The sequence below is a fragment of the Mesorhizobium sp. CU3 genome, assembly GCF_006442965.1.
In the GTDB taxonomy this organism is placed as follows: Bacteria; Pseudomonadota; Alphaproteobacteria; order Rhizobiales; family Rhizobiaceae; genus Mesorhizobium.
In genome coordinates, this window is the sequence record NZ_VFWX01000013.1 from 19206 (window position 1) to 41090 (window position 21885).

20 protein-coding genes are annotated in these 21885 nt (G+C 64.9%); 5 read left to right on the forward strand and 15 right to left on the reverse strand.

Annotation, left to right across the window (positions count from 1 at the left end; all coding sequences use genetic code 11):
* The first annotated feature begins 27 nt into the window (after positions 1–27).
* Positions 28–786: a heme ABC transporter permease gene (locus FJ988_RS19960; RefSeq protein WP_140820071.1), complete on the forward strand. Its 759-nt coding sequence runs from the start codon at positions 28–30 to the stop codon at positions 784–786.
* A gap of 3 nt (positions 787–789) precedes the next feature.
* Here FJ988_RS19960 and FJ988_RS19965 read toward each other — a convergent pair whose 3' ends face one another.
* Positions 790–1848 carry a D-TA family PLP-dependent enzyme gene (locus tag FJ988_RS19965; protein WP_140820072.1) on the reverse strand — a complete coding sequence of 353 codons (1059 nt, stop codon included), beginning with the start codon at positions 1846–1848 and terminating at the stop codon, positions 790–792.
* 196 nt (positions 1849–2044) lie between these two features.
* Between FJ988_RS19965 and FJ988_RS19970 the strand changes: the two genes are divergently transcribed.
* Complete coding sequence (locus tag FJ988_RS19970; RefSeq protein WP_140820073.1) at positions 2045–2731, forward strand: D-lyxose/D-mannose family sugar isomerase; 687 nt, start codon at positions 2045–2047, stop codon at positions 2729–2731.
* Between the two features lie 96 nt (positions 2732–2827).
* Here the strand turns inward: FJ988_RS19970 and FJ988_RS19975 are convergent, their stop codons facing one another.
* The 6 genes from FJ988_RS19975 to FJ988_RS20000 are packed head-to-tail and all read right to left on the reverse strand — an operon-like array spanning position 2828 to position 8793.
* Positions 2828–3706 carry an RDD family protein gene (locus tag FJ988_RS19975; RefSeq protein ID WP_140820074.1) on the reverse strand — a complete coding sequence of 293 codons (879 nt, stop codon included), beginning with the start codon at positions 3704–3706 and terminating at the stop codon, positions 2828–2830.
* Entirely contained in the window at positions 3693–4709 is a 1017-nt protein-coding gene (locus FJ988_RS19980) for a stage II sporulation protein M (protein WP_140820075.1), read from the reverse strand. Before FJ988_RS19980 ends, FJ988_RS19975 begins: the two co-directional genes overlap by 14 nt.
* Positions 4706–6010: a DUF58 domain-containing protein gene (locus FJ988_RS19985; RefSeq protein ID WP_140820076.1), complete on the reverse strand. Its 1305-nt coding sequence runs from the start codon at positions 6008–6010 to the stop codon at positions 4706–4708. The genes FJ988_RS19980 and FJ988_RS19985 overlap by 4 nt, the downstream gene beginning before the upstream one ends.
* A complete protein-coding gene (locus tag FJ988_RS19990) occupies positions 6007–6963 on the reverse strand; it encodes a MoxR family ATPase (RefSeq protein ID WP_140820077.1) in 957 nt (318 codons plus the stop codon). The genes FJ988_RS19985 and FJ988_RS19990 overlap by 4 nt, the downstream gene beginning before the upstream one ends.
* Positions 6950–8161, reverse strand: a complete 1212-nt coding sequence (locus FJ988_RS19995) for a DUF4350 domain-containing protein (protein ID WP_140820078.1) — start codon at positions 8159–8161, stop codon at positions 6950–6952. Before FJ988_RS19995 ends, FJ988_RS19990 begins: the two co-directional genes overlap by 14 nt.
* Positions 8158–8793: a DUF4129 domain-containing protein gene (locus tag FJ988_RS20000; RefSeq protein ID WP_246688614.1), complete on the reverse strand. Its 636-nt coding sequence runs from the start codon at positions 8791–8793 to the stop codon at positions 8158–8160. The genes FJ988_RS19995 and FJ988_RS20000 overlap by 4 nt, the downstream gene beginning before the upstream one ends.
* A gap of 148 nt (positions 8794–8941) precedes the next feature.
* On the opposite strand from FJ988_RS20000, the gene FJ988_RS20005 reads away from it, so the two are divergent.
* Both FJ988_RS20005 and FJ988_RS20010 read left to right on the forward strand, forming a co-directional pair.
* Positions 8942–9724, forward strand: a complete 783-nt coding sequence (locus tag FJ988_RS20005; protein WP_140820080.1) for a hypothetical protein — start codon at positions 8942–8944, stop codon at positions 9722–9724.
* A gap of 193 nt (positions 9725–9917) precedes the next feature.
* Positions 9918–10784 (forward strand): hypothetical protein, encoded by an 867-nt coding sequence (locus tag FJ988_RS20010; protein ID WP_140820081.1) that lies wholly within the window; start codon positions 9918–9920, stop codon positions 10782–10784.
* A gap of 27 nt (positions 10785–10811) precedes the next feature.
* Here the strand turns inward: FJ988_RS20010 and FJ988_RS20015 are convergent, their stop codons facing one another.
* The 5 genes from FJ988_RS20015 to FJ988_RS20035 form a co-directional block, all read right to left on the reverse strand.
* Complete coding sequence (locus tag FJ988_RS20015) at positions 10812–12497, reverse strand: M48 family metallopeptidase (protein WP_140820082.1); 1686 nt, start codon at positions 12495–12497, stop codon at positions 10812–10814.
* A 36-nt stretch (positions 12498–12533) separates the two neighbouring features.
* The gene (locus tag FJ988_RS20020; RefSeq protein WP_140820083.1) at positions 12534–12938 is read right to left on the reverse strand and encodes a hypothetical protein; all 405 of its coding nucleotides are present in this window, start codon (positions 12936–12938) and stop codon (positions 12534–12536) included.
* Positions 12939–13021: 83 nt separating this feature from the next.
* Positions 13022–14143, reverse strand: a complete 1122-nt coding sequence (locus FJ988_RS20025; protein WP_140820084.1) for an FAD-binding oxidoreductase — start codon at positions 14141–14143, stop codon at positions 13022–13024.
* Between the two features lie 55 nt (positions 14144–14198).
* On the reverse strand, positions 14199–15713 hold the full coding sequence (locus tag FJ988_RS31400) for an amino acid ABC transporter permease/ATP-binding protein (protein WP_140820085.1): 1515 nt from the start codon (positions 15711–15713) through the stop codon (positions 14199–14201).
* Between the two features lie 101 nt (positions 15714–15814).
* Positions 15815–16651: an ABC transporter substrate-binding protein gene (locus tag FJ988_RS20035; protein ID WP_140820086.1), complete on the reverse strand. Its 837-nt coding sequence runs from the start codon at positions 16649–16651 to the stop codon at positions 15815–15817.
* Between the two features lie 205 nt (positions 16652–16856).
* Here FJ988_RS20035 and FJ988_RS20040 point away from each other — a divergent pair, with 205 nt between their 5' ends.
* A complete protein-coding gene (locus FJ988_RS20040) occupies positions 16857–17918 on the forward strand; it encodes a LacI family DNA-binding transcriptional regulator (protein WP_140820087.1) in 1062 nt (353 codons plus the stop codon).
* A gap of 68 nt (positions 17919–17986) precedes the next feature.
* Here the strand turns inward: FJ988_RS20040 and FJ988_RS20045 are convergent, their stop codons facing one another.
* From FJ988_RS20045 to FJ988_RS20055, 3 genes are all read right to left on the reverse strand, one after another.
* The gene (locus FJ988_RS20045; RefSeq protein ID WP_140820088.1) at positions 17987–19624 is read right to left on the reverse strand and encodes an ABC transporter substrate-binding protein; all 1638 of its coding nucleotides are present in this window, start codon (positions 19622–19624) and stop codon (positions 17987–17989) included.
* A gap of 330 nt (positions 19625–19954) precedes the next feature.
* A complete protein-coding gene (locus FJ988_RS20050; protein WP_140820089.1) occupies positions 19955–20998 on the reverse strand; it encodes an alpha/beta hydrolase in 1044 nt (347 codons plus the stop codon).
* 4 nt (positions 20999–21002) lie between these two features.
* Positions 21003–21680 (reverse strand): isochorismatase family protein, encoded by a 678-nt coding sequence (locus FJ988_RS20055; protein WP_140820090.1) that lies wholly within the window; start codon positions 21678–21680, stop codon positions 21003–21005.
* Positions 21681–21885: the final 205 nt, after the last annotated feature.

Here is a 21885-nt window from a genome sequence, read left to right on the forward strand (position 1 = left end):
GCCTCATGCCGGTCTATTTAGATCGGCATGAGCGACACCACCTCACGCTTGAGCGCCTGGACCGATCTCGCCAACCCGACGCGCTTCGTCGGGCTGGCCGACAAGGTCATCCCGTGGCTGGCCGGGATAGCCGCCATCCTTCTTGGCGTCGGCCTTTACATGAGCTTCACCGCGCCCGAGGACTTTCAGCAGGGCATCACGGTGCGCATCATGTATATCCACGTGCCTTTCGCCTGGCTCGCCATGATGTGCTACACGATCATGGCGATCTCGGCGCTCGGCACGTTGGTCTGGCGCCATCCGCTGGCCGATGTCGCGCTGAAGTCGGCGGCTCCCATCGGGGCTACCTTCACCGCGCTCGCGCTGATCACCGGCTCGATCTGGGGCAAGCCGATGTGGGGCACGTGGTGGGTGTGGGACGCGCGGCTCACCTCGGTCTTCGTGCTCTTCCTTATGTATCTCGGCATCATCGCGCTGACCCGCGCTCTGGACGATGCCGGCCGCGCCGCCTGGGCAGCTGCGATCATTACCCTGGTCGGTTTCATCAACATCCCGATCATCAAATTCTCGGTCGACTGGTGGAACACGCTGCACCAGCCCGCCTCCGTCTTCCGCCTCGGCGGCCCGACCATCGACCCCTCGATGCTGTGGCCGCTTGGCGTGATGGCTCTCGGGTTCACCGTGCTGTTCTTCGCGCTGCATCTGATGGCGATGCGCACGGAGATTTTCAGGCGCAGGGTGACGGCGATGCGCAGGGTTGCGGCCAGACAAGCCGAGCGGCAGTAGGGATCAACCCATCCGCCCCCGCGCCGCCACCGGCAGCGTTTCCAGCACATTGTCGCCGTCGACCAGGTGCACTTGGTCGAACAAGTTGGTCACCACGCAGCAATGATCAGGCACGACGCGCACGCGTTCGCCGATGCGCAGGGCGGCGCCATCCGCAAGCGTGACGGTGCCGTGCTCTTCGCTGAGGCCCGTGACGCGGGCGCCGGGCATGCCGAGCAGTTCGCCGAATTCAGGCAGCCCCAGCGTGTCTGAGGACAGCGCCTTGCTGCCTGAGTCGAGAATGGCGCGGGTCGCCGTCGGATGGCTGACCACGGTGGCCAGCACCGTCAGCGCGCAATCGTCCAGCGTGCCGACGCCTTTGGCGACCTGATAGCGGTCGAGATAGATATAAGTGCCTGGACGGTATTCGGTGACGACGCTGTTCTCGCCGGAGCGCCACATATCCGGTGTGCCGCCGCTGGAGACACGGGCGCAGTCGAGCCCGGCCGCGGCGAGCGCATCGTGCGCGCTTTTCAGCCAGGCCTCGGCTTCCGCCGCGCGGCCGGCCGCCGGATAGGTCATCAATCCGCCGAAGCTCAGTCCCTTGGCGCTGTCGATCACCTTGGCCAGCGTCACCGCTTCGGCCGGGCTCTGCACGCCGCAGCGGCCCATGCCCGTGTCGCACTCGACCAGCACGGACAGCCGATGCCCGGCATCGGTGAAAGTCGCGGCCAGCCCCTCCAGTGTCTCGTGGCTGTCCGTCGTCACCGACAGCGTGACGCGGCCATGCAATGCCTTCAGCCGCTCTAGCTTGGCACGTCCGAGGATGTTGTAGGGGATAAAAATATCGGTCAGCCCGGCATCGGCCATCACCTCGGCCTCGCCGATCTTCTGGCAGGTAATGCCGACCGCGCCCGCCGCGACCTGCTTGTTCGCCCAGTAAGGCAGCTTGTGCGTCTTGATGTGCGGCCTGAGCTTCAGCCCATGCGCGTCGGCATGCGCCTGCGCCTTCCTGATATTGGCTTCGGCCCGGGCCGCATCGATCAGGATCGCCGGCGTGTCGAGGTCGTCTATGCTTGGCATGAAATCACCGTCCAAGGCATGTCTCCCGACCCGCTTCGGGCGGAGACAGGCGTTAAGTCAAATCGCTTGGGTTTATGGCCCTGAACGCAACCGATGTCACGAGGCCAGGGCCGCGGGTTTGCGTCGACAGCGGACCGGCATTGGGCTATTCGGAGATGCAGATTTCAGCAGGCAGCCGCCCGAAGGGAAGAGGACCATGAAGCGCTCCAAGATCAACGACATCATCCGCGAAGCCGACGCTTTCATCCGCTCCTTCGGCTATATCATGCCGCCCTTCGCCTACTGGTCGCCGGACGAGATGAAGTCGCACAAGGCCGATTCTTCGGCCATCTTCACCTCGCGCCTCGGCTGGGACATCACCGACTATGGCCAGGAGAAGTTCGACGACCTCGGCCTCTTCCTGTTCACCGTCCGCAACGGCCGCTACGAGGACATGAAGCTCGGCATGGGCATGCTCTATGCCGAAAAGATCATGATCTCTCGCAAGGATCAGCTGTCGCCGATGCATCGCCACAACATAAAGGCCGAGGACATCATCAACCGCGGCGGCGGCAAGCTGGTGCTGGAACTGTTCATGCATGATCGCGACGGCGGCATCGACCCGAAGGCCGAAGTCTCGGTGCCGGTCGACGGCACCATCACCAGATTGCCGGCCGGCGGGCTGCTCAAGCTCGACCCGGGCCAGAGCGTGACGCTGCTCCCCGGCGTCTGGCACGCCTTCTGGGCCGAGGGCAAGGACGTGTTGATCGGCGAGGTCTCGACCGTCAATGACGACCTCACCGACAACGTCTTCCGCGAGCCGATCGGCCGCTTCTCCAACATCGACGAGGACGTCACGCCGCTACACCTCTTGGTGTCGGATTACGAGAAGTGGGTGGGGTAGGCAGACATCGCAATGGCCTTCTCCCCGTTCACGGGGAGAAGGTGCCCGAAGGGCGGATGAGGGGCGGCGCCAAGTTCCGTTAGCTACCGCGAGGCACTACCTCGCGTACTTATCCGCCTTCCTATTCCCCAGCAGCAGCTTGCGCTCCAGATGCGCGCGCAATTCGCCGTAATAGGCGGTGAGGAAGGCTCTTGAATCCACCGGCTCGACTCTGGCGTTGATCTTGCGGCTGATCGTTTCCGCCACCGCTTTCAGCGCGAAATAGTCGTCGCGGCGCAGCACCTCTTCCAGTTTTTGCAATTCGGCGATGCCATAGGCGTCGAGCTGTGCTGCGCTGAACTGGAAGCGGGCGGCGATCGGGTCGTTGCGCAGCGAAAGGTCTTCGACCAGCGCGACTTTCGGCGCCTCGACCACCCAGGTGCCGGCGAGCAAGTCGCCGATCCTCAAGCGATCGCGGTTGAACAGCAGGAACAGCGAGAAGAGCAGTGCCCAGACCAGGCCGAAAATGGTCGATAGCGTGTCGGCGACGCCGGCGCTGCCGCGCGCGGCGATGATCGACAGCGGCAGGAACACCTCGATCTCGCGCATCAAATTGCGGGCGATGACCTGGTCGATGGTCAGCCCCGCGCCGCTGCGCGATGCCACCCGGATGCCAACCATGCGCTTGCCGGGCGTCGCCGCCCGCCGGCCCGCTTCGAAAGCGATGAAATAGATGTTGCGCAGGAAGAAGATGAAGATGATCCAGACGATGAACAGCGGCTGCGCGCTGTCGAAGCCTAGCCCGGAAAGGCCGAAGATGACGACGAGGGAGATCACTACCGCGGCGACGATGATGATCACCGCGTCGAGCAGAAAGCCGGAAGCGCGCGTGCCGGCATCCGCCAGTTTGACGCGCAGGTCGACACCTTCCGGCGTGATCAGCGGCCGGATCAGCGCCGCCGGATCCCTGACCTTCGCGGTTTTAGCGGTCGCCATGCCGCACCATCCGGAACAGGTAGAAATAGGAGATCCAGAACGCCAGCATGCCGCCGCCGATCGCATAGCGGGCAAAGTCGCTGGTGATGGTCTGGCGGCCGATGCCTTCGAGCAGGCCGGCAAACAGGAGCATCACCGTGACGCCGACCATGACGGTCGCGGCGGCGCGCCCGGCCTGGGCGGCCGCCTGCATGCGGCTTAGCTCGCCCGGGAAGGCGATGCTGGTGCCGATGCGCATGCCGGCCGCACCCGCGATGGCGATCGCGAACAGTTCCGTCGTGCCGTGGATCGACAGCCAGCCGCCGAGCTCAAAGCCGAGCCCCTTGGCGGCATAGATCTGGAAGATGGCGCCGAGCATGCAGCCATTCATCAGGATGATCAGCACGCTTGGCACCGCAAAGGCGAAACCCAGCGCGAAGGCCAGGATCGACACCTGCGTGTTGTGGGTGAAGAGATAGGCGGCGAAGCCCGACAGGAAATGGTCGCCGCCGCCATAGAGCACGCCGCGCAGCGTCTCGGCCGAAGAGTCCGGATTGCGGCCGCCGGCAAGGCTCGGCGCGATGATGGCGTCGTACCAGCGCTTGTCGGAAGCGACCAGCCAGTAGCCGGCGATGGCGCCGACGACGGTGAGCGTGACCGAGGTCCACACCTCGCGCCACAAGTCGCGGACCGCGGCTGGCCAGTCGCGCAGGAAGAAGTCGCCGAGGCGGGCGCGCATGGTGCGGCGCGCGCCGTAGAGGTAGAAGTAGCCGCGCAGGCAGAGCGCTTCGAGATAGGCGATCAGCGCGCTGTCGAGCGAGGTCGCGCGTGCCACAGAGAGCGACGACAGCGCCGAACGGTAGAGCAGCGGCAACGACAGAAGCTCGTCTTCCGTAAGCGCGCGCGGCGCGCGTTTTTCGACGCGCGCCAAGAGGGTCTCGAAGGCCTTCCAGTCGGCCTCGCGCTCCTGGCGAAAGCTCTGCAGCGACTGGCGGACCGCGTCGGTGCCGGCGGGCAGCGTCATAAGAGGTTTTCCTCCTTGAGCTGGATATAGCGCTCGACCAGCGCCGGGCCGAGCCTGGTATGATCGGCCTCGATGACATGCGCGCCGAGCAGGCGCAGACGGCCGATGACCACCTGCCGCTGCTTCAGCAGGTCGCCGGCGGTGACGGAGCGGGCGACGTCCTCCGGCGTCTGCGGCGCCATGTCGGCCAGCGTGTCCAGCTCGACATCGCGCATCAGCATGAACAGCACCAGATGCCGCTCGGTCAGCCGGCCGACGGTGCGTAGCATCAGTTCGGCGCTTATCGGATCGACGAAATCGGTGAAGACGATGACCAGCGAACGGCGGTCGAGCTTGGCCGAGAGCGTGGTCAGCGCCAGGGTGAAATTGGTTTCCTCGGTGGAGTAGTCGATCTCGGCGGCGCGCTTCTGGATCATGGTGAAGCTCGGCGAGCCGCGCACCGCGCCGCTCGAGACGCGCGGCCTGGCGTCGAAGGAGAACAGGCTGACGAGATCGCCGCCTTTGAGCGCGATGAAGGCCGACAAAAGTGAGGCCGTCACCGCGCGGTCGACCTTCGGCACGCCGTCGACCGGCTCGCACATCAGGCGGCCGCTGTCGATGGCGAGCACGATGTTGTTGTTTTCCTCGATGCGGAACTCGCGCGCCAGAAGCTTGCCGTGGCGGGCGCTGCGCTTCCAGTCAATCATGCGCCGGCCCATGCCGGGCTGGTAGTCCTTCAGCGCCTCGAATTCGCGGCCTTGGCCGGCGCGCTTCTGCGCGTGGCCGTCGGCAAGCGCCGAGCGCTGCAACAGCGTGATCGCCTCGTCGCGGGCGCTGCTGACGTCGGGCAGCACCGCCACCTTGCGGTCGACCGGCAGTACGACCTGGTTCCAGACCAGCCCGAACGGTCCCTGCCAGCGCAGCCACAGCCGGTCGAAGCTTGCGATGCCGCGGCGCACGGCGTCGAATTCGAGGTCGAGCGTGCCGCCATTCGTTGGCAGAGCGCCGCCCGTGCCCTTGACCGGCGCCAGCCGCTGGTCATGCCCGATGCGTGCCTGCAGATGCCGCAGCCGCGCGCCGAGACCGGCCGCGATATGGAGGGTGAAACGCCCGCCGACGCCGACCTGCGGCGGCGCCGTCAATGTCGGGCTGAGCGAGGCGCGGCCGCGACCGGCCGCGGCATCGACCGCCAGGAAGGCCAGAAGGATGCAGATCCAGGCCAGGCCGAGATACCAGACGGAGGGCAGCGCGAGCGCGATCAGGAAGGCGGGGATCGCCCCCGCCGCCGCTGCCCACACCGCTCGTCCGCTCGGATAGATCAACGCGGCGCTTCCGTCTGGTCGACGAGGGCGGAGACGATCTGCTCGACCAGCCGTCCGTCGATCTGCGCCGCCGGCGAAAGGATGACGCGGTGGCGCAGCGCCGGCACGGCCAAAGCCTTGACGTCGTCGGGAATGACGTAGTTGCGGCCGTCGAGCGCGGCGCGGGCGCGCGCGGCGCGCGCCAGCATGGCGCCCGCGCGCGGGCTGGCGCCGACCTCGAGGTCCGGGTTTTCGCGTGTGCCGCGCACCAGAGCCGCAATATAGCCGACGACGTCGTCGACCAGCGTGACCTCGCCGACCGTGGCCAGCGCCGCCTGCAGCGTCTCGCGGTCGATCTGCGCCTTGATGCCGTATTGCCCGATATCGTGCGAGGCCGAGCCGCCGCCGTGATTGACGATGATGGCGCGTTCCTCCTGCGCGTTCGGATAGCTGACCCGGTGCTTGAACAGGAAGCGGTCGAGTTGCGCCTCCGGCAGCGGATAGACGCCCTGGTGCTCGATCGGGTTCTGCGTCGCCACCACCATGAAGTTCTGGCCGAGCGAATGGGTGGTGCCGTCGAAGGTGACGGCATGCTCCTGCATGGCTTCGAGCAGCGCCGCCTGCGTCTTCGGCGGCGTGCGGTTGATCTCGTCGGCGAGCAAGAGGTCGCAGAAGATCGGGCCGCGCGTCAGTGTGAACTGCCCGGTCTGGAAATTGTAGATGTTGGCGCCGACGATGTCGCCGGGCATCAGGTCGGGCGTGAACTGGATGCGGCCATAGGCGATGCCCAGCGCCTGGGCGAAGCAACGCGCCGTCATCGTCTTGGCGGTGCCGGGCGGGCCTTCGAGCAGGATGTGCCCGCCGGCGAACAGCGCCGTCAGCATCAGGTCGACCGTGTCGCTCTGGCCGGTGATCGCTTTCGCCACTTCTTCCCTGATCGCATTCGCCAGGCCCTTTACTTCATCGACGTTCACCAAGCCTCCTTGCCGTCCAGTCATGCAGCTGTTCGGCTGCTTCATGCATTGCGGCCAAATCTCTGGAATCATTCGCGGTCTTGAAGCGCTGGCTGAAGCCATGCGTCTCGTTTCTGTCGCGGGTGTCGAGCCAACGGTCAAGCGCCTCGCCATGCAGGCCCTGGGGCGCACCGAGAAGGGTTGCTGCGCGCTGGCGCATCAGCGCCGCGTAGCGGTCGCCGAGGCCATCGAGCCGCCCGGCGCGCTTAAGAAGCATCGCCGTCGTGTCGACCAGCGCGCGCTTGCCGAAGGCGATGGCGCGTCCCTCCGCGCGCGCCGGCCCGAAGCGGCCGAGCCCATGCAGGAAGGCCAGTGCCGCGGCGATCAGAACCGACAGCGTCAGCGCCAGGAAGGGCGGTTCGATCAAAAGCTTGGCAAGGTCGTAATTGCCGCCGATGCCATGCAGGCTGAGGTCGAACATCACCCCGCCGCGACGCGGCTCCAGCATGGCGATGATGTTGAGCGCCGCGGCTGCCTTTTGCGGGTCGCCCAGCGCCCAGTTGTTGATGAAATCGGGATCGGTCAGGATATAGAAAGGCTCGTTGTCGAGTTCGGTGAGGATGGCGCGGCCATCGCCCGCCGCGATCAGCGGGTGCTCGTCCGCCACCCATTGCAGCTCATCGGGCGCCGCCACCATGCGGCCGCCGATGTTGATCTGCGAGAGTGTATTCTTTGCTTCGCCGAGTTTCGCCTTGGCGATGCGCCCGAGCCAGTCGTTGACGGTCGCGTTGGGCAGCCGCTCGACCTTTTCCTCCCAGCCTTCATGACCGAACAAGGGAAAGGTCTGCCATTTCGGCAGCACGAATAGTGTGTCCTTGCCCGAGCGCAGCTTGATGAGGGTATCGAGCGCGCCCGGATCGCTGCCCGGCGCGATGGTGACGATCAAAAGGGCATTCGCCGCCGAGCGGGACCCGAGGTCCTTCGCGCGCTCCAGCGGCGGCGCCTGCCCGTTGGCGAGCTTCAGCCATTCGACCAGCCCGGCATAGCCGGTGCCGCCTTTCGAAAGCGGCGTGGCGCCGCCTTCGGGCTGGCGGAAATCGGGCGCATAGGTGGAGAGCAGGAAGAAGCCCGCCGCCGCCAGCAGGCTGGCGAAAATGCCCCAGAACAGCGTCTTGCGGCTGAACGGCTCCTGCGCTGTGTCCGTCGCCGCCGCGCTCATGCCCAGGCATCCCGAAAGGCAAAGCGCTCATAAGCGCCGCGCGCCTGCTGCCAGCCCTCGGCGCCGACCGGGCGGCGGGCAAACAGCGCCGCCTCGACGATGCGCGCGATCTCGCTGAAGGCGGCACGCGGCCGGGTTGGGATCGAGCCGGCGGCGGCGATGTCGCGCGACGTCAGCGACGGCCGCAGGAAATCCGGCAGGCGGGTGGCGATGTCGGCGACGCTGCGGCGCAAGATGAGATGCACCGCCTCGTCATACTCGCCGCGCGCTGCCAGCGCATCGGCCTCCGACAGCAGGATCTGCGCGGTGCCCGCATCGGGACGCCACTCCTCCTTCGTTTCCTCGGCCTCGTTGCGCTTGCGCCGCCATGGCAGCCGCCAGGCGATGCCGTTCGCTTCCAGGACGAGTAGGGAGACGATGATCGCGACACCGATGATCACCGCGCCCCAGAACAGATAGATCATATAGGGACCGAGCTTGCCGAGGGCTTCCAGAATGGGCTTCATCCATTCCGGCGGCTCCGGCCGCACATAGCTCGGCAGAGCGAACTGAATCGAATCGTCCGCCAGCAGCTGCTTGTGCAACTGCCCCAGCCGTTCGGCCTCTTGTGTCGCTGCCTGCACGGCTGCCACCCGCTCGTTCCCCTTGCAACCTGCGGTTCGGCGCAGACACTGGCAATACGCCATGACAATTGCAAGTGCACTGGACGCGGGCGTTCAATCTTGGCAAATTTACTTTGAAGTCACCGGTTGGATGCGGTGGTGACTAAAGGGGGAATTGATGACGACTGCGACACTGGGACAGCCCGGCCGCTTCGAGATCGGCAGGGTGTTCAACAACACGTTCGGCGTGATCGGACGCAACATCGGGCTTTGCGTTGGGCTTGCGGCGCTCTTCTCCGGGCTGCCGGCCTTTCTCATAAGGCTTTGGCAGCAACCGCAGATCGATGCGATGCTGCACCACGATCCGGCCGCCATGCCGGATCCCGGCGCGATGTTTGGCAACACCGCCGTCAGCGTCATCGGCGGCTTGATCGCATTCGTTTTCGCGCTGCTGCTACAGGCCGCACTCATGCGGGCGACGATCGAGGATTTGAACGGCAAGCGGCCGTCCTTCGGCGACTGCATACAGATCGCGATCCGCTTCCTGCTGCCGACGCTCGCGGTTGGCCTGCTGGTCGGCCTGGGTGCCGGCCTTGGCCTCATCCTCCTGATCGTGCCCGGCATCATCCTGTGGCTGGGCTGGTCGATGTCGGTGCCGGTTCTGATCCAGGAGCGGCTCGGCGTGTTCGGCTCGATGTCGCGCAGCCGGGCGCTTACCAAGGGCAGCCGCTGGCCGTTGTTCGGCCTGTTCATCATCCTGATCGTCATCGCCATGATCATCCAGTGGGGGATGTTGCTGGTCCTGGTTCTGTTCGGCGGGATCCTCGCCGAAGTCGGATCCGCGCTGGTGCAGACCGTGGTGTCGATGGTGCTGTCGGTCGCCACGGCGGTCAGCTATGTCGAGCTGCGCCAGGCCAAGGAAGGCGCCAGCGTCGAGGAACTGGCGGAGATCTTTTCGTAAGAGCCGAGATTAGAGCTTCGTCCGGCCGGGCAGGGCGAGGCATGGCCACACTGGTCTGGCCCGGCACGGGGGATGTTGCCGCGATTCGCGACCCGAACTTGCGTCCACGAGATACGCCGGCCGTTATCTCGTGTCGCGGACATTCATCTCGCAGAGTTATTCTTTGAATATTTTATCAGCAGGGGGAAATAGCATGGTGTCGGTGGCAAGTGACAGATTCGAGAGATTCAGCATCGGGCGGGCCTTCAGCAACACGTTTTCCGTCATAGGTCGCAGTTTCGGACCTCTTGTCGTCATCGTGGGGCTTTTTTCGACGCTGCCGGCGTTGCTCTATAATATCTGGAGCCTCACACAGGTTGCCAGGATGTCGGGTGGCGGGGGCGCTACCGGCTTAGACCAATCGGCCATGGCAGGTTTTGGCGCCATTTCGTTGATCGCCGGCCTGGTGCTTATGATGTTGGCCTTCCTCGCGCAAGCAGCGCTGGTGCGGGCGACAATCGAGGATTTGAACGGCAAGCGCCCCTCGGTCGGCGATTGCATCCAGATAGCCCTGAGCAGCTTCTTCCCCACGCTGGGAATTGGCCTTGTGATCATCCTGGCGTTGGTTCTGGCGGCGATGGTGTTGGGCGTGATGGCCATGGTCATCCCCGTCATCGGCGGGCTTATCGCGATCCTTGCGCTTATCCCCATGGCCATGTGGCTGATCAGCATATCGGTCGCGGTACCCGTCCTGGTTCAGGAAAGGCCTGGCGTCTTCGCCTCGATTTCGCGCAGTAGAGCGCTGACGAAGGGCAGCCGCTGGCGGGTATTTGGGCTGTTTCTGATCATCGGTATCGCGGCGATGGTGCTTCAGATGGGTTTCACCTTGCTGTTTCAACTCGCCGTTGTCAGCAGCGGTGGCCTCACCGCCACCGGCATCATCGCAGGGGCCGTCGGAAGCAGCCTGCTGTCGACGATCTTCTCGGCGGTGATTTCGGTGGCGATCGCGGTCACCTATGTCGAGCTGCGCCAGGTCAAGGAAGGCACCGGCGTCGAAGAACTGGCGGAGATCTTCTCTTAGGTGCCAGCTTCGCTCGCGCCAGGCTGCTCAGCGACAACAGCTATGCTTTGCCTCGACGCGCGTCCGGCAAAGGCACGATGAGGTGATCGGTACGTCCGCTCTGGCCAATGCTGGGGCGAGCTTGCCCTGTAATCCGGGCAGTTCGTCGGTCTCGCCGCGCCGATTCAGGCATTCGACAAATCCATGCAGCGCCCAGACATTGTCCGGGTGCTGGGCGCAGCGCTGCACCGCGCCGCTGAGGCCCAGATCGTCGCGATAGACTTGCTCGGCCTCCGTCGCATGACCCTGGTCGAGCAGAAGCGCGGCCAGCGCATGGCGCGGCGGATGCATCCAGGCCCACGGTTCGGTGTAGGAGAGGTTGTCGTCGAGCGCGACCGCGCGCCGCAGACGATCATAGGCCTCGTCGTACCGGCCCTGGTGGTAGGCGAGCTCGCCGTCGAGCAGCGCCGCGCCGACCGCGAGCGAGGCTTTTGTCGGGTTGCTGAGGAAGCGGCGCTCCGGCGAAATGCTTTCGATTTGCCGGCTAAACCTCTCGCGCTCGCTCTCCGCGGCGGCAAAGTCGCGTAGCGTCGCATGCGCCACGCCCTTGGCGTAGTGCTGCATGGCGGTGGTCAAAACATAGAGTTCGGGCTCGGCAATCATCGGCTCGTCGATGATCTCGCGCCAGCGCCCGAAACGCACCTGCACATGCGAGCGCATCGCGTGATAGCCCTCGACCGTCTGGGTGAGCTTCGGCCGCTCGGGGATGGCGACCACATCGCGTGTCACCAGGCTGCGCACCTTGTCGGCCGCCCAAAGCGCAGGGCGGTACTGGCCAAGGAACATGCAGGTAAACATCATCAGATGCAGGTCGTGGCAGCAGCCAAGCAGGTAATAGGTCGGCTCGCCGGCATAGGCGAGATAGAGGTCGTTGGCGCGCACAGCTTTCTCGCTGGCGAGCTTCGCCTTCTCATATTGGCCGCACAGCACATGGATGTGTCCCGGCATGTGGTTCATGTGGCCGGCATCCGGGCACATCGTGCCCAGCCGTTCGGCCGAGCGCATGCCGCGCTCCGGCTGCGTCGACATTTCGAGGAGATGGATGTGGAGATGCAGCGCCGCCGGATGCGGCGTCGTGCCGACCTCGTCCGACATCCGGATCGAACGCTCGCAGATCTCCAGCGCTTCGAGCACATCCGAATTCGGCGCCGGCGCGCCGGTCTTGAGGTTCCACAGCCGCCTGACCGTGCGCATCATCAGCGCCTCGACGGTCAGCACCATCACATCATGGTCGTCGGGGAAGTCGCGATAGACCTCGCGCATCGCTGCGGCATAAGCGTCGTCCCATTGTTCGAACGTGGCCGGGCTGACCCCATGCGGTTCCTGGAAACGCTCGGCCAGAGCCTCGATCAGCATCTGCTCGACGAGGCTGGCGTTCGCCGCATTGGCCCGCGCCAGCTGCACGTGCTCGAAACAGCGCTTGGCGGCCTGGTCGGCCTCCGCCTTGCCATGCTCCTTCCAGGTCAAATTGTAAAAAGGCCCGGCCGCATAGGCGATGCCCCAATGCACGAAGGCGCAGCCGGGATCGCTCTCCAGCGCCCTCTCGAAGCATTTGATGCCTTCCTCGTGGTTGAAGCCGTAGCACCAGTTCAGCCCGATATCGAACCAGCGCTGCGTTTCGGTCGAGGCCGTGGAGATGGGACGGCGATAGGTGCCGAGGTCGAAGTGGTCCATGGTTCTCGCGCAAGCCTTAACCGAGAAGCAGGCAGTTTATGTAAAGTGAGATGCAATCTGCTCTATAGGATCTTTATCCGGGCGAACCAAAAGCCAGAAAATCAGACCTATAGCGCCCCCGAAAATCCCTACCAAGGCGCATGTATATAAAACTGGGCCGATTTCGTACGATGCCTGCCACCGAACCAGGCATAATGCGAACAATGGCGCGAAAACCGCAAGGAAGCCAACGACAGCATATATCCAAAAATGCCGCCAGCGCTTCCGCCTTAGAGCGTAGAAAGCGGGAATCCCGATTACTGCCTCCAGAAAATAGAATACCAGGCACATAAACATGAAGCCCGCCAGCAGCGTGATGTGAGAGCGGTGCATGTGGAGATTGTAGCCGGCCACAGCCGCCGGGATAATGGGTGCAAGAAAGAACGCCCAACGGGCACGCATCAGAACACTCCCTGTCGGCATGAGCGCATCAGATTACAGACAGATGAGCAATTATCGTGTCAAGGTTGTCTGCAGCATCCCTCTCAGTCGAACCGCGCGGGACGAAACGGCTCAAGCAACGGGCTGGCCGCGCCGCTGACGATCTCGCCGGCCAGCACTTCTCCCGTGATCAGACCCAGCGTCGCGCCGCTGTGGCTGAAGACGACGTGGTAGCCCGGAATGCCGGTCAACTGGCCGAATACCGGTTCGCCGTCGGCTGGTATCGGCTTGGGCCCCATATGATGGCTTTCCAGGGTAAGCGTCGGGTTGCCCTCCAGCACTTTGGAGGCTTCCTCCAGCAGGCCTGTGATCGTCGACGGCTTGACCTCATAGCTACCGTCTTCGCGCACGACAACCTCTTCCTCGGACCAGGCCGAATCCAGCGCGAAACCGCCGTTCGGCGTCGGCCGGATGGCGACGCGCGGCGTGTTGAGCACGGCGCGCAGCGGGTGGCGTACCGGCTTGCTGAACAGAAGCAGCGCGCGCGTCGTGCCGTCGCCGACGCGGCTGCCTGCTTTCGCCGCCATAGCCGGCACCGCCGGACCTGTCGCGACCACCACTGCATCCGCGTCGACCACCTGACCCGAAGCCGTCCTAACGCCGGTCGCGCGGCCACTGGCAAGAATGACATCGGCTGCACCACTGTCGGTGAGGATACGCCCGCCGCGTTCGCCGAACTCGCGCAGCAACAGCCCGATCAGCGACGGCAGGTCGACCCAGCCTTCGCCGGCATTGAAGATGGCGCCTTGGCGAGAAACGGCCTTCGCGTCGACACCCGGCGTAACGGCGGCGATGTTGCCGGGCGCAAGCAGGCGCGTCTCGTAGCCGATCGCCTGTTCGTGACGATAAATCTCCGCGATCTGGTTGGCGGCATTGTCGGCGTCCCAGGTGAGCCCACCGTCGAGCCGCAGCCAGGCGCGGCAATCCTGCACTGCGGCGAGCTTCCTGTAGCGGTCCAGGCCGGCCATGCGCAGCGCGTGGTAGGCGGCGGAGCGTTTGCGCGCCGAGTTGAGCCAGGCGAGCGAACGCGACGACGCGCCATTGGCGACCGGCCCATCGGTGACGATCGTCACCTGCGCGCCGAGCCGGGCGAGGTGAACGGCGGTCGAGACGCCGAAGATACCGGCACCGATGACGGCGACCTTGAGGGCGGATTTATCGGTCATGGCTGCTGCTTTCGATGATCGGGCTTTGGCTTGGGAGAGGGCGCGGCGGCATCGCTCACAGCACCTCGGCGAGGAATTGCCGGAGTCTCGGGCTCTTCGGCCGGTCGAAGATCTCCGCCGGCGGGCCGACCTCGACGATGCGGCCTTCGTCCATGAAGGCGACCTGGTCGGCCACCTTGCGGGCAAACCCCATCTCATGGGTGACGACGATCATCGTCATGCCGCGACGGCCGAGATCGGCCATCAGGTTGAGCACGCCCTTGACCAGTTCGGGGTCGAGCGCGCTGGTCACCTCGTCGAAGAGGATGACTTCAGGGTCCATCGCCAGCGCACGGGCGATGGCCACGCGCTGTTGCTGGCCGCCGGAGAGGCGGCTCGGCCGGTAGTCGGCGCGGGCGGCGAGTCCCACTTCCGTCAGGCGCGCTTCGGCAAGGCGCTTCGCTTGGCTCCGCGGCATGCCTTTGATCTCGGTCAGCGCCAGCATGACGTTCTCGATCGCGGTATGGTTCGGGAATAGGTTGAAATGCTGGAAGACCATGCCGACGCGCCGGCGCAGCGTCTCCGGCTTCATCGCCAGGATGCTTTGGCCGTCGAGCAACACGTCGCCGGCCTTCGGCTCGACCAGCCGGTTGAGGCAGCGCAGCAGCGTCGATTTCCCCGAACCCGACGGCCCGATGACGCAGGTGACCGTGCCCGGCTCGACCTTCAGCTTGATCTGCTTCAGCACCTGCAATTCGCCATAAGCCATGTCGAGATCGCGCACTTCGAGGCTGCCGGCCTTGATCGCCGGCCGCGCCGCGCCGGACGACGCCGTGTCCTTCAATTCGCCGACCTCGACCAGCCCGCTGACCACGCCGCCCGGCTTTTGCTTGCCGAGCCGCAGGCGGTTGTCGATGGTGTTGACCACATGGGTGAGCGGCACGGTGATGATGAGATAGAACATGCCGGCCAGGAGCAGCGGCGACAGGTTTCCGGTGACCACGGCCTGGTCCTGGCCGATGCGGAAAATCTCGCGTTCGGAAGCGAGCAGGCCGAGGAAGTAGACGAGGCTGGAATCCTTGACGTTGCCGATGAACTGGTTGACCAGGGCCGGCAGCACACGGCGCACGCCTTGCGGAATGACGATCAGCCGCATGCCCTGGCCATAGCTCATCGAGAGCGCGCGGCAAGCTTCCATCTGGCCGCTTTCGACGCTTTGGATACCCGAGCGAAAGATCTCGCCGATATAGGCGCCGGCGATCAGGCTGAGCGCGAGGATGCCGAGCGGGTAGGGGGAGGGCCCAAAAATCTCGCGACCGATACGGGCAAAGCCCTGGCCGATCAGGAGGATGGTGAGGATCGCTGGGAGCCCGCGAAAAATGTCGGTGTAGACGCGCGCCGGAATGCGCAGCCAGGCGGAGCGCGAAATGCCCATCACGGCAAGCACCATGCCGATGAAGATGCCAAGCACGGTCGAGGCCGCGGCTAGGATCAGCGTGTTCTTCAAGCCGACCATGAGCAGCGACGGCAGTACTTCGGCCATCGCGTCCCAGTCGAAAAAGCTGCGCTGAAGGTTTGCTAACCAGTCCATCCGCCAACCTGCCCTGCTCGGCGACGGAATTCTCCGTCGCGCGATCGCTCACCACCTGCCTGAAAGGCCGCCGGCATTCGCGCCGGCGGCAAATTTACAGGTCAGTTCTTCTTGGGGAGATATTGCTCCGGCATCGGCGATCCGGGGAACCATTTCTGGTAGAGGTCGCGCCAGGTGCCGTCCTGCATGGCTTCATGGATGCCCTTGTTCAAAGCCTCGCGGAAAGCGTCGTTGCCCTTCCGGATGACGAAACCGGCCGGCGCGTCGAAGGACGGGATGTTGACGGCGATCTTGAGCGCCGGATAGCGCTCGCCATATTGTTTGGCCGCCTCATAGTCGAGGAAGTGGCCGTCGATCGTACCGTTGTTGAGCGCGGCGATGGCCGAGTTGTTGTCGGGGAACTTCACCAGGTCGGTGTTGGTGAAATTCTTGGCGGCGTAGATCTCCTGCAGCGTGCCCTGCACGACGCCGAGGCGCTTGCCGGCGAGGCCGTCGGCGCTGGTGATCTTGGGATCTGACGTCAGCACCGACAGATATCCGGCGAGATAGCCGTCGGAGAAATCGACCGTCTGCTTGCGCTTCTCCGTCGTGCCGATCGCCGCGACCGCGACATCGAAGCGCTGGTTGGCGACCGAAGGCATCAGCGCCGAGAATTCCTGGCCGGTGAAGGTCACCTGTTCCGGCTTGAAGCCCATGCGGCCGACCACGTTGAGGAAGAATTCGAGGTCGAAGCCGGTGAACTTGCCGTCGGCGGTGGTGAAGGCATAGGGCTTGGCGTCGCCCATCGTGCCGACGCTGATCGTCTTGGGGTCGATGAGATTGTAGGGATTGTCCGCCGCCCAGGCCTTGGGCAGCGAAAGCGCCGCCAGCGCGATGGCGAAGAACACCGAGCCGATGCGCTGCCGCCGGCTCGCTGTGAAAAGACCTCTTATGCTCATTTGGTTGTTCTCCACTCTGAAGATCGGTTCAAGCCGGGCTCTGAAAACGGCCCGGCGGTCAATTCGACACGGCTTCCGATGCGGCGCCTCCCGGCGCTCTTTTTCTTATGAGACCGGTCTCAAATGCGAATGAGACCGGTCTCTTGACATTTGTAGGCACAGCGACGACCATTCGTCAACGCGTTTGAGAGCGACTGCCCAAGGAATGAAGCGCCCACCCAAGGCTCCCTCCGTCACCGTCAGCGACGTCGCCCGCGAAGCAGGGGTTTCGAAGGCGACGGCGGCGCGCGTGCTGGGCGGCTACGGCACGGTGAGCGAGACGGTGCGCGTCGCCGTGCTGGAAGCCGCCAGGGCGCTCGACTACCGGCCGAACGAACTGGCGCGCAGCATGACGACCGGGCGCTCAGGAAGCATCGGCGTGGTTGTCGGCGACATCGAGAACCCGTTCTTCTCGCTGGCCGTTCGCGGCATCAGCGACGTTGCGCGCTTGTCCGGCATCAACGTCATCCTCGCCAATTCGGGCGAAGACGTCGAAGCCGAGAAGAACGCGATCCGCGTCCTCCTGGCCAAGCAGGTCGACGGGCTGATCGTGACGCCGGCCCAGGCCGGCGAGATCGCGCATCTCAAGGAGATCGCCTGTCCGCTGGCGCTGCTCGACCGCGCTTTGCCGGGGCTTGCCGTCGACACCGTCACGGTCGACGACCGCAATGCCGCGCTGCAGGCCACGCGCATCCTGACCCGGGAAGGGCACCGAAGGATCGCTTATGTCACCGCGGCGGTGTTGTCGGGAGACTTTCGCGGCGCGGCGTCCAGGATCAACACCTCGACGGTGCGCGAGCGCATACTCGGCTTCATCGAGGCCTGCCGCGAAGCGGGCATAGAAGGCGCGGAGCGCAACATCCATTTCGGCAGCGGGCGATCGGAGAGCGCGCACGCCATGGTGCAGCGCCTGCTCAAAAGCCAGGAGCGGCCGACGGCGATCCTCGCCTCCGACAGCGTCGTGGCGCTCGACCTGTTCAAGGCGATCCGCGAATGCGGCTTCAGCATCCCGCGCGACATATCGCTGATCACCTTCCACGATGCCGACTGGACGAGCGTCACCACGCCGCCGATCACCGTCATCGACCAGCCTGTCTATGCGCTGGGAAAATTGGTGGCGGAGCTGTTAATACGCCGCCTGAAAGGCGACGACCGGCCGCCCGAAAGGATCGTGCTGCCGACGACGATCATCGAACGGATGTCGGTAGGTCCGTCGTCAGAGATATGAGAGTTTGAAAAGCAATCGGCCGGCGCGGCTCAGCTAAGCCACGCCGGCCCGGTCCTATCCCGGGAGGATCAAGACTCCAACCAGACAGTCTCGAAATGCTGCTCCAGCGCCTGGTGCTGCTCGCAGCCATGCACGCCCTTGCGGTAGGTGCGGTAGACCGAGCGCCAGTAGGGCTGGATAATGATGCCGCTGTCGCGCAGATTGGTCTCGATCTTTGCCATGATCTCCTTGCGCGCCGCCGCATCGGGCGTCGCCAGCGCCTTATCGAGAAGCTCGTCGAACTCCTTGTCGGCATAGGCGCTTTCGTTCCAGGCCGCGCCCGATTTGTAGGCGAGCGCCAGCACCTGGACGCCGAGCGGCCGTCCCAGCCATTCGGTGCAGGAATAGGGAAATTTGGCCCAGTCGTTCCAGAAGGTCGCGGCCGGCAGCACCGTGCGCTTGATCTTCAGGCCCGCCTCGCGGATCTGCGCGGCGATCGCGTCGGCGGTGCTCTTCTGCCATTCGATGTCGACCGAGATCAGCTCGTATTCGTGGTCGGCCTTGCCGGCTTCGGCGATCAGCTTCTTCGCCTGATCGACGTCCCGTTTGGCCGGTCCGATGTCCGCGAATTCGGGATGCATCGGGCCGACATGGTGGTTGTCGGCCGGCTTGCCGCGCCCATCGATGCCGAGCTTCAGCACAGCCGTATTGTCGACCGCAAGCTGCGCGGCGCGGCGCACCTTGACGTCGTCATAGGGCGCGTTGGCGACATTGAAGCGCGCGACGATGGTCGAACCGGTGGCGATCTCGGAGTTTTCCAGCCCCATCTGCTCGGTCTGGGAGACGGCATCCGAAGCGGTTTCGTGGTCGGTGTCGATCTCTCCGGATTCGAAGGCCGACAGCGTGGCGTTGGGATCGGAGCCGTAGTCGACCCATTTGATGCCGTCGAGATGGAACTCACCCTTCCACCACTTGTCCTTGCGCTTCACCTCTGCGCCCGTCTCTGCGTCCCAGCTCACCAGCTCGCAGGGGCCGGTGGTGATGGCCAGCGCCTTTTTCGGGTCGGCATCGCCGTCATAGGAGCGGTGCATGATCAGCGCCGGATAGTCGGCCATGCCGGCGATCAGCGAGATGTCGGGCTTCGGCAAATTGAGCTTGATCGTATAGTCGTCGACTTTCTGGATGCCGCCGTCGACCGGCTTCTTGGTATCGGCATTGACCAGTGCCCCCATGCGCGCGGCAACCGAATTGCCGGCGACGGATGCGTCGCACCAGCGGTTGAGATTATGGATCACGTCCTCGGCGTTGAAGGTGTCGCCATTCGACCAGGTGATGCCCTTGCGCACATGCAGCGTGATCGTCTTGGCATCGTCGCTGGTCTCCCAGCTTTCCAGCAGCCACGGCTCGAAGGAAAAGTCGGTCTTCCAGCGCACCAGATATTCGTTGCAGTGGCGCGCCACATTGGACATCTCGACGCCGTCGAAGGTGCGAGGGTCCTTGAAGCCTTTGACGTTCATGGCGACCCTGAGCACGCCGCCCTTTTTCGCCTCCTCGGCGCGCGCGGGCGAGGGGGTGAGCCCGCCCAGCGCGAAGGCGCCGGCGGCGCTGACGCCGAAGCCGGCCATCAGCGCCAGATATTCACGTCGGCTGATCGCGCCTTTCTTGAAGTCATTGGCGGTCGGTCTGGCTTGCGGGTGGAGTTTCCTGTCGGTCAGCATGAATTTCATCGTCGTTCCCTTTGTTGTCGGTGGCTGCCGCTCGGGGCCTGCCGGCGTAGTGCTGGGCCGGCGGCATGCAGGAGGCAGCGGACACCCTGGCCGCCGTAAGGCGCGGGGGCGGATGCGACCGCCGGAGCGCCGTTGCCTGCCGGAGGGATGATAGGTCTGCTTGCCACGACGAAATGTTTGGTTTTCCGCAGTTCTTGTGCGCTGTTCCGCAGAGCGTTGAAGCTGCTGATCTCCCCCCTCGTGGGGGAGATGCCCGGCAGGGCAGAGGGGGGCGCTGTCCCGCCGACGTCTCAACTAACTGCCGCTACCTTCGCAGGTAGTTTTTGGATTTTAGGAATCCGAAAGGTCGCGATCCTTCGCGCCCCCCTCTGGCCTGCCGGCCATCTCCCCCACAAGGGGGGAGATTAGCGCGCCGTCGCCGGCGCCCAGCCTGGCGATGTCGCTGATGATCCTCGCAAACGCCTCAGCCGCCCTTGGCACCGTCATCCGTGCCCGCAGAAAGCTGTGCACCAGCCGCTTCTCCTCTCGCCACCACGCTTGTCCACCGGCCGCAAGGATCCGGTTGCGATAGGCCTCGCCATCGGAAGACAGCGGATCGCACTCGGCGGTGACGATCACCGTCGGCGGCAGGCCGGAGAAGTCGCGATCGCGGAGCGGTGAGAACGTCGGATCGTCCAGCACTTGTCCCGGTGCGGAACGGACGCGACGGTAGAACTCGATATCGGCCAGCGTCAGCAGCGGCGCCTCGGCATGCTCGATATAGGAACGCCCGCTCTCGTCGCCGCCGAGGCCGGGATAGATCAGCACCTGGCCGACGGCATGCCGCTCATGATGCCGCGTCGCCTGCGCCACCGCCGCCGCCAGGGTGCCGCCGGCGCTCTCGCCGCACAGAACGATCGGCAGGGCGCTTGTCGCCGCGACCCATTCGAACACGGCCAGCGCATCGTCGAAGGCGGCGGGATGCAGATGCTCCGGCGCCAGCCGGTTGTCGGCCGAGATCACCTCGAAGCCGGTGCCGGCGCAGATCTCGGCACAGATGTCGTCATGGCTGTTCAGGTCGCCGAGCACGAAGCCGCCGCCATGATAGTAGACGACAATGGCCGTCGCGATCCTGTTCGCCATGCGGTAATGCCGCACCGGGATGGCATGCGCTTGCGTGACGACCAGCCCGTCGCCGGCGCTCACGCCCGCGGGGCGGCCGTGGTGGAACGCCGCGCACATCCGATTGTACACCGCGCGCTGCTCGGCAATGGGCGCTGCAACGATCTCTGGCGGGTACCAACTGTTGACCTTGTCGATATAGGCCCACAACTCCGGGTCGAGCCTGTCGGCATATTTGCCGCGCCTCGTTTGGTCTGCTGCGTCGCCCGCCATTGGTTCACAGCTCGGCGTAAAGCCGCGCCGCGTTCTCGAAAGTGAAGCGCAGCGGCACCGAGCCCTCGACCTGCCAGACATCGACCACATCGCCGGCCAGCAGCCGGCAGGCGTCAAGCGTGTTGGCGACGGCGCCGCCATAGAGCCGGTTGGCGAGGTTGAGGATGCCGGTCTGGTGCATGGCCGCGCTGCCGCTGCCGCAGGCGTCCTTGACCAAAAGCACGCGAAAACCGCGCGCGACGGCGTCCTTCGCCGTGGCGTCGATGCAGGCCTCGGTCCAGACGCCGGCAATGACCAGCCATTCGATGCCGGAAGCCTTGAGCTTGTCGGCGAAATCGTTCCTGCCGAAGGCGCTTGCCTCCTGCTTGACCAGCATGGCCTCGCCGTCCTTCGGGCCAACCTCGTGGCAGATCGCGGTCAGTGGGTCATTTTTATCGGAGAAGGCCGACTTGCCGCTCTGATCCACCGGATGGAACGGCCGCGCTTCGGCAAGGTCGACGATGTAGGCCCAATGGTAGAGCGGCACGAAATTGCGCCGCGCCGCGTCCTGCAGCCGCTGGACGTTGGCGAGGATGTCGGCAAAGCCCTCGACCAGATAGCGCTCGTCCTGGCGATGCTCCTCCTGGAGATCGATGAACACCGCGGCGACGCTGCCGCGCCGGATGGAGATGGGCGTTTTCATGCAGAGACGCCTTGGTTGGCGCTCATGTCCGTTCCGTTCAGCGCGCTGGCGTAAGCCGTGGTGCTTGGCCGGTGCCTCTCCACCTTCGTCATCCACGGGCGGAGCAGGAGCGAAGCTCCGTCGCGGAGACCCGAGGATCCATGCCGTGACGTTGATCGACGGATGCAGCGGAGCAGAATTTGGACCGTGGCGGTGCTTTGAAGTC

What these genes read in the sequence shown, in the direction of transcription:
- FJ988_RS19960 (WP_140820071.1), top strand. Translation starts at nt 28, where the DNA reads ATGAGCGACACCACCTCACGCTTGAGCGCCTGGACCGATCTCGCCAAC.
- FJ988_RS19965 (WP_140820072.1), bottom strand. Translation starts at nt 1,848, where the DNA reads ATGCCAAGCATAGACGACCTCGACACGCCGGCGATCCTGATCGATGCG.
- FJ988_RS19970 (WP_140820073.1), top strand. Translation starts at nt 2,045, where the DNA reads ATGAAGCGCTCCAAGATCAACGACATCATCCGCGAAGCCGACGCTTTC.
- FJ988_RS19975 (WP_140820074.1), bottom strand. Translation starts at nt 3,706, where the DNA reads ATGGCGACCGCTAAAACCGCGAAGGTCAGGGATCCGGCGGCGCTGATC.
- FJ988_RS19980 (WP_140820075.1), bottom strand. Translation starts at nt 4,709, where the DNA reads ATGACGCTGCCCGCCGGCACCGACGCGGTCCGCCAGTCGCTGCAGAGC.
- FJ988_RS19995 (WP_140820078.1), bottom strand. Translation starts at nt 8,161, where the DNA reads ATGAGCGCGGCGGCGACGGACACAGCGCAGGAGCCGTTCAGCCGCAAG.
- FJ988_RS20005 (WP_140820080.1), top strand. Translation starts at nt 8,942, where the DNA reads ATGACGACTGCGACACTGGGACAGCCCGGCCGCTTCGAGATCGGCAGG.
- FJ988_RS20010 (WP_140820081.1), top strand. Translation starts at nt 9,918, where the DNA reads ATGGTGTCGGTGGCAAGTGACAGATTCGAGAGATTCAGCATCGGGCGG.
- FJ988_RS20015 (WP_140820082.1), bottom strand. Translation starts at nt 12,497, where the DNA reads ATGGACCACTTCGACCTCGGCACCTATCGCCGTCCCATCTCCACGGCC.
- FJ988_RS20020 (WP_140820083.1), bottom strand. Translation starts at nt 12,938, where the DNA reads ATGCGTGCCCGTTGGGCGTTCTTTCTTGCACCCATTATCCCGGCGGCT.
- FJ988_RS20025 (WP_140820084.1), bottom strand. Translation starts at nt 14,143, where the DNA reads ATGACCGATAAATCCGCCCTCAAGGTCGCCGTCATCGGTGCCGGTATC.
- FJ988_RS31400 (WP_140820085.1), bottom strand. Translation starts at nt 15,713, where the DNA reads ATGGACTGGTTAGCAAACCTTCAGCGCAGCTTTTTCGACTGGGACGCG.
- FJ988_RS20035 (WP_140820086.1), bottom strand. Translation starts at nt 16,651, where the DNA reads ATGAGCATAAGAGGTCTTTTCACAGCGAGCCGGCGGCAGCGCATCGGC.
- FJ988_RS20040 (WP_140820087.1), top strand. Translation starts at nt 16,857, where the DNA reads ATGAAGCGCCCACCCAAGGCTCCCTCCGTCACCGTCAGCGACGTCGCC.
- FJ988_RS20045 (WP_140820088.1), bottom strand. Translation starts at nt 19,624, where the DNA reads ATGAAATTCATGCTGACCGACAGGAAACTCCACCCGCAAGCCAGACCG.
- FJ988_RS20050 (WP_140820089.1), bottom strand. Translation starts at nt 20,998, where the DNA reads ATGGCGGGCGACGCAGCAGACCAAACGAGGCGCGGCAAATATGCCGAC.
- FJ988_RS20055 (WP_140820090.1), bottom strand. Translation starts at nt 21,680, where the DNA reads ATGAAAACGCCCATCTCCATCCGGCGCGGCAGCGTCGCCGCGGTGTTC.